Raw genomic sequence first — 9,795 nt, 5'->3', positions numbered from 1 at the left:
GAAATGGCGAGCGCTTCACCGAGCAGCGCGCCGACGTTTTCGAGGTGCGCCAGCACCGCAGCGGCGTCGTCGTAGCCCTCGCGACAGTGCGCCGCGCTGTCGCCATCGAAGCTGAAGGCGTAGTACGCGCACCCGGTCTCGCTCCTGGTCTTTTCAACGAAGCGCAATGTCAGCGCCTTGAACTCGGCCAGCTTGCCGGGCGCGACCTTGAAGTAGGGAACGATGCCGCAGCAGGTGTCGGGGTTGCTCATGGGATGTCTCCTCGGGTTGCAGGGACGGTGAGCGTGCCTTGCCACCGCGGCACTTGCCAGCGGATGAACCCGACCCACAAACAACATGGATATTCGAGCTTGAAAGACTGTTGTTATGTACAGTATCAATTTCGCTGCCATGTCTGTCTTGACCGCTCCCGCCTCTCTTGTTGCCGCCCGGCTGGCCGCGTCTGCGCTCGCGCTGGCGCGGCTCGGTGCACCGGTGTGGCGAGCCGGCGATTGGGCGTCAGTCGGCGCGCCCACCGAGCCCACCGGCTGGCCGGCACTCGATGCCGAGCTGCCCGGTGGTGGCTGGCCGCTGGCGGGCCTGTGCGAGCTGTTGCTGCCCGCCGGGGCGAGCGGCGAGCTGGCGCTGCTCGAACCCTGGCTCTGCAGCCTGCGCCGGCGCAACCTGGGCTCGCAGGAGCTGCTGTGGGTGGCGCCGCCCGGCACGCCCTGCGTCAGTGCCTTGCAGGCCATGGACCTGGCGCTCGCGCGGCTGGTGTGCGTCAACCCGGCGAGCACGGCCGACGCCGCCTGGGCGGTCGAGCAGACGTTGCGCTCGGGCAGCTGTGCGGCGGTGCTGTGGTGGAGCCCCGGGCCGAGCGTGGCCGTCACCCTGCGTCGGCTGCATCTGGCCGCTCAGGCCGGGGCCACGCCGCTGATCGCGCTGCGCCCCGCCGCGGCGCGCTCGACCAGCAGCCCGGCTCCGTTGCGCCTGGCCTGCACGCCGCGCCCCGGCCGGCAACTGGCGGTCGAGGTGTTCAAGCGCCGCGGCCCGCCGATGAGCGCCGCGCTCACGCTGCAGTTGCCGTGGCCGGCTGCGGCGCGCCGCACCGTCAGTCCGGTCGCCCCAGTCACCGCCATCAACCCGGGAAGCCACGATGTTGTGGGTCGCCCTGCACCTGCCCCAGTTGTCGCTGCAAGCCCTGCCCTGGTCGCGAGCCGGGCTTGAGACGCTGCTGCCGGTGGCGGTGGTCGAGCAGCACCGGCTGCTCGGCGCCAACCGCGCCGCGCGTGCGCTCGGCGTGCAGGTCGGCCAGAGCGTGGCGACCGCCCTGGCCTTGCTGCCGCAGTTGGTGGTGCAGCCGCGCGACGAGGCGCGCGAACGCGCCTTCGTTGCGACCCTGGCGTTGGCGCTGGCGGCCTTGACGCCCAAGCTGAACCTCCAAGCCAGCGGCGTGCTGCTCGAGGTACGCGCTTCGCTGCGGCTGTTCGGCGGCGTGCGCTGTCTGCTGCGGCGGGCCCAGGCGATCGCCCACGACTGCGGCGCCCATGTGCGGCTGGCCTGCGCACCGACCGCGAGCGCCGCCTGGCTGCTGGCCACCAGCGGCAGCGTGCGGCGGCGCACCTTGCAGTCGTCCCACTGCGCGCGCCAGCTCGACCGCATCCCGCTCGGCGCCCTCGATGCCCTCCTGCCGCTCACGCCGCGCCAGACCGAGCTGCTGCAGGCGCTCGGCGTGCAGCGCCTGGGCGAATTGCGAGCGCTGCCGCGCGCCGGGCTGCAGCGCCGCCTCGGCCGTGCGCTCGCCACCACGCTGGACCGCGCCTATGGCGACGCGTCCGACCCGCGGCCGTGGTTCGCGCCGCCCGAGCGCTTTGAAGCCAGGCGCGAGCTGCTGCAGCGCGCCGACGATGCTGCCGTGCTGGTGGCCGCGATCGGGGCGCTGCTGCCGGCCCTGGGCGGTTGGCTGCAACTGCACTGGCACGCGGCCACCGTGCTCAGCTTGCGGCTGCGCCACGAACATCGCCGCGAGCCGGTGCCCGACACCGTGCTGCGCCTGCAACTCTCCACGCCCAGCCGCGACATCGCCCAGCTCGCGCTGCTGTGGCGCGAGCGGCTGCAGCGCCATGCCCTCGCGGCGCCGGTGTACGAGCTGATACTTGCCCTGGAAGCCTCGGTGGCCCACGGCGGCACCCCTGGCGAGTTGTTGCCGACGGCCGGCGGCGAAGGCCAGGGCCATGCGGCCCTGCTCGACCGGCTGGTGGCGCGGCTCGGGCCCGAGCGCGTGCTGCGCTTCGAGCCGCTCGCCGACCACCGGCCCGAGCGCGCGCAGCGCGGCGTGCCGGTGACCGAGACGCTGCGGGTACCCGCCGAGCCACCGCCCGGCGCACCGCCCCGCCCGGCCTGGCTGCTCGAGCCGCCGCAACCGTTGGCGAGCGACGCGCTGGGGCGGCCGCTTCATGGCGGGCTGTTGCGGCTGTGCTCGCGCGCCGAGCGCATCGAGGCCGGCTGGTTCGATGGCGGGCTGGCGCGGCGCGACTATCACGTGGCCGAAGGCAGCGACCACCGGCTGCGCTGGGTCTACCGCGAGCGCCGTGCCGACGCGCCAGGAAACCAAGGCGGCTGGTTTCTGCATGGTTGGTTTGGCTAGTCCCTGGACAGTTCAGATGAAACGTCTCACTGGAACGACGAGGCCGTTTGTTCGCCGTGGCTTTGCGCAGCCCGGCCTTCCTCCAGAGGGGGAAGGAGCAAAGAGCGCAATGGGGGGCCGATTGCAGACTCTCGCGCTCCGTCAGCGTTTCTCGCGTCGCGAGTCGCGGGTCGCGCCAAGCGCGGTGGGGCAACTGGCAACTGACATGAGCGTCGCCACGTACCGCGCAAGCGGTCCCCGAGAACGTCGGGTGGCTCTTTCACTGCCCGCGGGCTGAACCATGCCGCAGGCACCCCATCCCAAGACGCCCTTGCCGGCGTCTCCGCCCCTGCCTGCAGCGCAGCTCACACAGCCGGGTTTGCCGGCCTATGCCGAGCTGCATTGCCGTTCCAATTTCAGTTTCCTGGTGGGCGCCTCGCATCCCAAGGAGCTGGTCGAGCGGGCGGCGCAGCTCGGTTACGAGGCGATCGCGATCACCGACGAATGTTCGGTGGCGGGCGTGGTGCGCGCGCATGAAGAGATCAAGCGCCAGCGCGAGGAATACGGCCGCGAACTCAAGCTCGTCATCGGCAGCGAGTTCAGGCTGGGCGCCGCGGGCGCCACACCGGGCTTGCGCCTGGTGCTGCTGGCGATGAACCGCGAGGGCTATGCGCAGCTCTGCGGTCTGGCCACGCTCGGGCGCTGCCGCAGCGAAAAAGGCAGCTACCGGCTAGGCACCGACGACCTGGATGCCGCACTCGCCGGCCAGGGCCACGCGAGCGGCCTGCCCGACTGCCTGGCACTCTTGATCCCCGACCGCGACGCTTCGACCGAGACGCTGTGTACCCAGGCGCGCTGGCTTGCCGGCACCTTCGGCGAGCGCGCTGCCATCGCCATCGAGCTGCTGCTGTGGGCGGGTGACAGCGTGCTGGTCGAGCGGTTGGTCGAAGCGTCGACGCGGAGTGGCCTGCCGCTGGCCGCGGCCGGCGACGTGCTGATGCACGTGCGCTCGCGCAAGGCGCTGCAGGACACGCTGACCGCCATCCGCGTCAAGCGCACGGTGGTCGATTGCGGTCATGCGTTGGCGCGCAATGCCGAACAGCACCTGCGCTCGCGGCTGTCGCTGGCGCGGCTCTACCGGCGCGAGTGGCTGGCTGCCAGCGTGCGCCTGGCGGCGCGCTGCGAGTTCTCGCTCGACGAACTGCGCTACGAATACCCCGAGGAGATCGTGCCCAAGGGACAAACCGCGATCGGCCACCTGAGCGCACTCGCCTGGTCGGGCGCCAAAGACCGCTACCCGCTGGGCATTCCCGAGTCGGTCGGCCGGCAGATCGACAAGGAGCTGAAGTTGATCGAGGAGCTGCGCTACGAGGCCTTTTTCCTGACCGTACACGACGTGGTGCGCAAGGCGCGCGCGCTGCGCATCCTCTGCCAGGGCCGCGGCTCGGCGGCTAATTCGGCGGTGTGCTATTGCCTGGGCATCACCGAGGTCAACCCGATGGACACGACCTTGCTGTTCGAGCGCTTCATCAGTCGAGAGCGCAACGAGCCGCCCGACATCGATGTCGATTTCGAGCACGAGCGGCGCGAAGAAGTCATCCAGTACATCTACGGCAAGTACGGCCCCGAGCGCACCGCCCTGGCCGCCGCCCTGGCCACCTACCGCACGCGGAGCGCCGTGCGCGACGTCGGCAAGGCGCTCGGCCTGGACGAGGAGCGCATCGACCGGCTGGCCAAGAGCCACCAGTGGTTCGACGGGCGCCACCAGCTCGACGAGCGGCTGCTCGAAGCCGGCTTCGACCCCGACTCCCTGGTGACCCGGCAGTGGCTCGAGCTGACTTCGGCACTGATCGGTTTTCCGCGCCATCTGTCGCAGCATGTCGGCGGCTTCGTGATCGCGCGCGATGAGCTGACAAGGCTGGTGCCGATCGAGAACGCCGCCATGAAAGAGCGCCGCGTCATCCAGTGGGACAAGAACGATCTCGACTCGCTCGGCCTGCTGAAGGTCGACGTGCTCGCCCTGGGCATGCTGAGTGCGCTGCGGCGCTCGCTCGACCTGATGACCTTGTGGCGCGGAGCGCCTGCGGCCACCGCGAACCCAGCGGCGCGCGGATGGGAAATGCACGACATCCCGCGCGAAGACGCGCCCACCTACGACATGGTCTGCCGCGCCGACACGGTGGGTGTGTTCCAGATCGAAAGCCGCGCCCAGCAAAGCATGCTGCCGCGCCTGTTGCCGCGTCGCATCTACGACCTGGTGGTCGAAGTGGCGATCGTGCGGCCCGGGCCGATCCAGGGCGGCATGGTGCATCCCTACTTGCGCCGCCGCCAGGGCAAGGAGTCGTCGAGTTCACCCAAGCCCGAGCTGGACGTGGCGCTCGCGCGCACCCTGGGCGTGCCGATCTTCCAGGAGCAGGTGATGCAGATCTGCATGATCGCCGCCGGTTTCAGCGGCGGCGAGGCCGACGGCCTGCGTCGTGCCATGGCCGCCTGGCGACGCAGCGGCCAGGTGAAGAAGTACCAGGACCGCATCATTGAAGGCATGGTCGGCAACGGCTACGAGCGTGCTTTTGCCGAGCAGCTGTTCGAGCAGATCAAGGGCTTTGGCGACTACGGTTTCCCCGAGAGTCACGCCTACAGCTTTGCCTTGCTCGCCTACTTCAGCGCGTGGATGAAGTGCCATGAGCCGGCGATCTTTCTGGCCGCCCTGCTCAACTCGCAGCCGATGGGTTTTTATTCGCCCTCGCAACTGGTTCAGGACGCCAAGAGGCACGGTGTAGAGGTGCGTGCCATTGACGCTCTGTTCAGCCACTGGGATTGCACGCTCGAAGCACCGAAGGCGGTGGGCGATCCGCATCCGGTGGGCGCCGGCCACGGCCCATGCCGCCCGATCGGCTGGCAGGGCGATTCGCGCGCGGCCACCGCAGCGCAGGCCCGCGCGCAGCCGGCGGTGCGACTGGGTCTCTGCAGGGTGGCGGGTCTGGCCCGGCCGGCCGCCGAGCGGCTGGTGGCAGCGCGCAGCGAAGCGCCGTTCGCGAGCATCGACGACCTGGCGCGGCGCGCTGGCTTGGAGCCGCACGAGTTGCAGATGCTCGCGCGTGCCGATGCCCTGGTCGGCCTGGCCGGCCACCGCCGCCAGCAGACCTGGGTCGCGGCCGGGCAGCACCGCCACCCTGCCCTGCTGGCGCAGGCACCGCAGCTCGAGGACGCGCTGGCCCTGCCCGTCGCGCCCGAGGGCGAGGCGATCACGCTCGACTACGCCGCCACCGGCCTGAGCTTGCGCCGCCACCCGCTGGCCCTGCTGCGCCCACGGCTGGCGGCGCGGCGCGTGCGCAGCGCGGGCGAGTTGGCCACCTTGCGCGACGGTGCCAGCGCCTGGGCCTGCGGCATCGTGGTGATGCGTCAGCAGCCCGAGACGGCCAAGGGCACGATCTTTGTCACCCTCGAAGACGAGACGGGTTCGATCAACGTGATCGTCTGGAAGCGCGTGCGCGAGTTGCACCGCCAGGCGCTGCTCGCCTCACGCCTCATGGCCGTGGCGGGGCAGTGGCAGAAATCGCCCGAGGGCGTGATGCACCTGGTGGCGCGGCGGCTGGTCGACGTGACGCCCTGGCTGGGCCGCCTGGGCACCAGTTCGCGGGACTTTCATTGAGGCTCGGGCCGAAGCGCCGAAGCGAACTCGCACCGACGCCGTCGCGCCTACTCGGCCTTGAGCCGCTTGATCATCGCCGCGGCGGTGAATATTTCGAGCTGGGTTTCGAGCCGGATCACCCGGCCGGTCAGGTCTTCGATCTTCATCTGCTGCAGCTTCATCGCCTCGGACTGCCGACTCACCTTGTCCTCGAGCTTGATCATCGAGGTGAACGCACCCCAGACCCGGTCGGTGACGCCCATCAGGCGGCCTTGCGCGCGCTTGCCGCCCCTCTTGTCGATCTTGTCGATCTCGCCGCCTTGGTGGTCTTGGCTTCCATCGCCCCGATGCGCTTGTTGCTCGCCTCGATGAAGGCGAGCGCATCGTCGATGGATGCCCCCGCGCGCTCGGCAGCGCCCCTGGCGGCATCGGCGAGCGTGGCCAGTTCCGCGTCGGCCTCCTTCGACTCGTAAGCGAAGGCGCCGCGGCGCATGAGTTCCGAGACCGGCAACTCGAGCCGCTTGGCCTTGGCAGCGATGGCCTTCTTGTCCTGGACGGTGGCTTGCACCACGATGCGTTCGACGGCGGCTGCCATGCGATTTCTCCTTGTCGATGCCGATTATGGACAGTGTATGTACATGATCGGCCCCGTCAATGCGGCCGGTGCAATTCCCTGTCGGCGTTCTTGCTCCCTCGCGTCTGTAGGGAGGGCTGGGGAGAGGGAGCAAGACCGCCGGGGCTTTTTTCGCAGCCCCGGGTCAACCCGAACTCTCTGCCCAGAGAAGCGAGGGAGCAGCGGCCTTGCACCGACACGCTCTCGAATCGCGGCACACGTTTGACCTCTTGTTTACGACCGCGCTTTAGTAATCGCTGCCCGAGCCGCCCGGCGCCAGGTTGTCGAACTTGGTGAGCGGTTTGAGGAAGGTGAGCTTGGCGGTGCCCACCGGGCCGTTGCGCTGCTTGGCGATGATGATCTCGGCGACGCCCGGTTCCTTGGAGGACTCCTTGTTGTAGTAGTCGTCGCGGTAGATGAACATGATCACGTCGGCGTCCTGCTCGATCGCGCCGGATTCGCGCAGGTCGCTCATCATCGGCCGCTTGTCGGTGCGGCTCTCGACGCTGCGATTGAGCTGCGACAGCGCAATCACCGGGCACTTCAGCTCCTTGGCGAGCGACTTCAGGCCGCGCGATATTTCACCCAGCACCGTGGCGCGGTTCTCGTCGCTGCCGCCGCCGCTGCCGCTCATGAGCTGCAGGTAGTCGACCACGATCAGGCCGAGCTGGCCGCATTGCCGTGCCTGACGGCGCGCACGCGCGCGCAGCTCGCTGGGGGTGAGTGCGGCGCTCTCGTCGATGTAGATGCTGGCCTTGCCGAGCTTGTCGACCGCTTCGGTGAGGCGCCCCCATTCGTCGTCGCGCAGCCGTCCGGTGCGCAGGTTCTGCTGGTCGATGCGCCCGAGCGAGCCCACCATGCGCAGCGCCAGTTGCGAAGCGCCCATTTCCATCGAGAACACCACCACCGGCAGGCCCTCGTTGACAGCCACGTGCTCGGCGATGTTGAGCGCAAAGGCGGTCTTGCCCATCGAAGGGCGCGCCGCCAGCACCACCAGGTCGCCGGGCTGCAGGCCGGCGGTCATGCGGTCGAGGTCGTAGAAGCCACAGCGCACGCCGGTCACTTCTTCGGCGCCGTTCTCGGCCAGTTCGGTCACGCGGTCGATCAGTTGCACCACCAGCTCGGTCATCGGCAGGAAGCCCTGGCGGTTGCGCGAGCCTTCTTCACCGATGCGAAAGATCTGGGCCTCGGCCTCGTCGAGAATTTGCGAAACCGCCCGGCCCTGCGGGTTGAAGGCCTTGGTGGCGATCTCGCTGCTCGCCTCGACGAGCTTGCGCAGGATCGCGCGCTCGCGAACGATCTCGGCATAGCGGCGCAGGTTGGCCGCACTCGGCACGCTCTGCGCCAGCGCATTGAGGTAGGCCAGACCGCCGACTTCATCGGCCTTGCCGAGCGACTGCAGCCGCTCGTGAACGGTGATCACATCGGCCGGCTTGGTCGCGTTGATCAACCAGCCGATGGCCGCATAGATGAGCTTGTGGTGGAAGTTGTAGAAGTCGCCTTCACCGAGCAGGTCGCCGGCACGGTCCCAGGCGCCGTTGTCGATCAGCAGGCCTCCGAGCACGCTCTGCTCGGCCTCGTCCGAGTGCGGCGGTATGCGCATGCGCGCGACCTCGTCGTCCACCGGCCTTGCCACATCGGGTATCTGGAAAACAGCTGCCATTGGAGGATGCTAGGAAAGTTAAACGTTTGCCGCCAGCGCAAAAGCGTGAGGACTTGTCCGCGAATCTGTGGGCAAAGCAGGGGGTGAGCTGTGTACAGCCGGTGGATTCTCGAGCTGCAAAAGCGAAAGGGCCGGCATGCGCCGGCCCTCCCACTCAACGCACGGCGGCGTTCAGTCGGTTTCGCCGACCACCATCACGTTCACGTCGACCAGCACGTCGGTGTGCAAGGCCACCGTCACCGGGTGCTCGCCGACGGTCTTGAGCGGACCGTTGGGCAGGCGCACCTGCGACTTGACGACCTCGAAGCCGGCCTTGCTCAGGGCGGCGGCGATGTCGTGGTTGGTGACCGAGCCGAACAGGCGGCCATCGACGCCCGCCTTCTGCGTGATGCTCACGGCCTTGCCACTGAGCTTCTCGGCTTCGGCTTGCGACGCGGCGAGCTTGGCGGCGGCCGCCTTCTCGAGTTCGGCGCGCTTGACTTCGAACTCCTTGACCGCCTTGTCGGTGGCGCGACGTGCGGCACCGCTGGGGATCAGGAAGTTGCGCGCGTAGCCGTCCTTGACGCGAACGACCTCGCCGAGGTTGCCGAGGTTGGCGACTTTTTCCAACAGGATGATTTGCATGGTGCGGCGCTCCTCAGGTGCGGTGCTGGTCGCTGTACGGCAGCAGCGCGAGGAAGCGCGCCCGCTTGATGCAGGTCGACAGCTGGCGCTGGAAGAAGGCACGCGTGCCGGTCAGGCGAGCCGGCGTGATCTTGCCGTTCTCGCCGATGAAGTCACGCAAGGTGTCGACATCTTTGTAGTCGATCTCGGTGACACCGGTGACGGTGAAGCGACAGAAACGCTTGCGGCGAAACAGCAGCGATTGGGTGTTGCGCTTGGGGCGCTTGTCTTTGCCGAATCGGCCTTTACCACGGGGCGGGGGCATAGTGAACTCCTGAAAAGCAAAAAACTAGAGACTCAAGGCGATGGCGTGACAGGTGTCGTCGCGTCGAACTCGGTGATGTGTAGCAACACGCCCTTGCCGTTGCGGGTATTGCCGAGAAAGCCTGCAAAGCCTGCGGTGTCTCCCACCGCGAGCTTGCCGATCTTCTCGGCCACCGCGCCGATCCCCACCGCGCGCATCTCCAAAGAAACCTTGCGGGGGTGCCCGGCTTCCGACACTTGCGACTCGTGCCTGAGGCTCAAGTCGAGGGCCGGCAAGCCGGCGGGCGTGTAGCGCATCTGGCCACGCTCCACCACCTGGGCCTGCAAGACCACGCGATTCATGCCGCGCAGTCGAC

Annotated in this window: 10 protein-coding genes; 3 read left to right on the top strand and 7 right to left on the bottom strand. The window is 68.7% G+C overall.

Going from position 1 to position 9,795, the window contains the following annotated elements; genetic code table 11:
* Nucleotides 1-251, bottom strand: a 251-nt coding sequence (locus tag RMO12_RS08480; protein WP_309638954.1) for an antibiotic biosynthesis monooxygenase, incomplete at its 3' end; no start/stop codon positions are given.
* A 139-nt stretch (nucleotides 252-390) separates the two neighbouring features.
* Between RMO12_RS08480 and imuA the strand changes: the two genes are divergently transcribed.
* The 3 genes from imuA to RMO12_RS08465 all read left to right on the top strand — a co-directional run bounded on the left by imuA (nucleotide 391) and on the right by RMO12_RS08465 (nucleotide 6,257).
* A complete protein-coding gene (gene imuA / locus RMO12_RS08475; RefSeq protein WP_309638953.1) occupies nucleotides 391-1,206 on the top strand; it encodes a translesion DNA synthesis-associated protein ImuA in 816 nt (271 codons plus the stop codon).
* Nucleotides 1,136-2,626 carry a DNA polymerase Y family protein gene (locus RMO12_RS08470; protein ID WP_309638952.1) on the top strand — a complete coding sequence of 497 codons (1,491 nt, stop codon included), beginning with the start codon at nucleotides 1,136-1,138 and terminating at the stop codon, nucleotides 2,624-2,626. Before imuA ends, RMO12_RS08470 begins: the two co-directional genes overlap by 71 nt.
* A gap of 280 nt (nucleotides 2,627-2,906) precedes the next feature.
* The gene (locus RMO12_RS08465; RefSeq protein ID WP_309638951.1) at nucleotides 2,907-6,257 is read left to right on the top strand and encodes an error-prone DNA polymerase; all 3,351 of its coding nucleotides are present in this window, start codon (nucleotides 2,907-2,909) and stop codon (nucleotides 6,255-6,257) included.
* 47 nt (nucleotides 6,258-6,304) lie between these two features.
* Here the strand turns inward: RMO12_RS08465 and RMO12_RS08460 are convergent, their stop codons facing one another.
* The 6 genes from RMO12_RS08460 to priB form a co-directional block, all read right to left on the bottom strand.
* Complete coding sequence (locus tag RMO12_RS08460; protein WP_309625769.1) at nucleotides 6,305-6,499, bottom strand: hypothetical protein; 195 nt, start codon at nucleotides 6,497-6,499, stop codon at nucleotides 6,305-6,307.
* Nucleotides 6,499-6,831 (bottom strand): hypothetical protein, encoded by a 333-nt coding sequence (locus RMO12_RS08455; RefSeq protein ID WP_309625768.1) that lies wholly within the window; start codon nucleotides 6,829-6,831, stop codon nucleotides 6,499-6,501. Before RMO12_RS08455 ends, RMO12_RS08460 begins: the two co-directional genes overlap by 1 nt.
* 265 nt (nucleotides 6,832-7,096) lie before the next feature.
* Nucleotides 7,097-8,512 (bottom strand): replicative DNA helicase, encoded by a 1,416-nt coding sequence (gene dnaB, locus RMO12_RS08450; RefSeq protein ID WP_309625767.1) that lies wholly within the window; start codon nucleotides 8,510-8,512, stop codon nucleotides 7,097-7,099.
* Nucleotides 8,513-8,683: 171 nt separating this feature from the next.
* The gene (gene rplI / locus RMO12_RS08445) at nucleotides 8,684-9,136 is read right to left on the bottom strand and encodes a 50S ribosomal protein L9 (RefSeq protein WP_309638950.1); all 453 of its coding nucleotides are present in this window, start codon (nucleotides 9,134-9,136) and stop codon (nucleotides 8,684-8,686) included.
* A gap of 13 nt (nucleotides 9,137-9,149) precedes the next feature.
* Complete coding sequence (gene rpsR / locus RMO12_RS08440) at nucleotides 9,150-9,440, bottom strand: 30S ribosomal protein S18 (RefSeq protein WP_309625765.1); 291 nt, start codon at nucleotides 9,438-9,440, stop codon at nucleotides 9,150-9,152.
* Nucleotides 9,441-9,472: 32 nt separating this feature from the next.
* Nucleotides 9,473-9,781, bottom strand: a complete 309-nt coding sequence (priB, locus tag RMO12_RS08435; RefSeq protein ID WP_309625764.1) for a primosomal replication protein N — start codon at nucleotides 9,779-9,781, stop codon at nucleotides 9,473-9,475.
* Nucleotides 9,782-9,795: the final 14 nt, after the last annotated feature.

This window comes from Methylibium sp. (assembly GCF_031393925.1).
GTDB lineage: Bacteria > Pseudomonadota > Gammaproteobacteria > Burkholderiales > Burkholderiaceae_C > Methylibium.
Note: the sequence above shows the minus strand (reverse complement) of the source record. Positions and strands in the feature narration are given on the sequence as shown.

Coding starts and splice junctions, on each gene's coding strand:
- priB (WP_309625764.1), bottom strand. CDS start 9,781: ATGAATCGCGTGGTCTTGCAGGCCCAGGTGGTGGAGCGTGGCCAGATG.
- RMO12_RS08455 (WP_309625768.1), bottom strand. CDS start 6,831: ATGGCAGCCGCCGTCGAACGCATCGTGGTGCAAGCCACCGTCCAGGAC.
- imuA (WP_309638953.1), top strand. CDS start 391: ATGTCTGTCTTGACCGCTCCCGCCTCTCTTGTTGCCGCCCGGCTGGCC.
- RMO12_RS08470 (WP_309638952.1), top strand. CDS start 1,136: ATGTTGTGGGTCGCCCTGCACCTGCCCCAGTTGTCGCTGCAAGCCCTG.
- rpsR (WP_309625765.1), bottom strand. CDS start 9,440: ATGCCCCCGCCCCGTGGTAAAGGCCGATTCGGCAAAGACAAGCGCCCC.
- RMO12_RS08465 (WP_309638951.1), top strand. CDS start 2,907: ATGCCGCAGGCACCCCATCCCAAGACGCCCTTGCCGGCGTCTCCGCCC.
- dnaB (WP_309625767.1), bottom strand. CDS start 8,512: ATGGCAGCTGTTTTCCAGATACCCGATGTGGCAAGGCCGGTGGACGAC.
- rplI (WP_309638950.1), bottom strand. CDS start 9,136: ATGCAAATCATCCTGTTGGAAAAAGTCGCCAACCTCGGCAACCTCGGC.
- RMO12_RS08460 (WP_309625769.1), bottom strand. CDS start 6,499: ATGGGCGTCACCGACCGGGTCTGGGGTGCGTTCACCTCGATGATCAAG.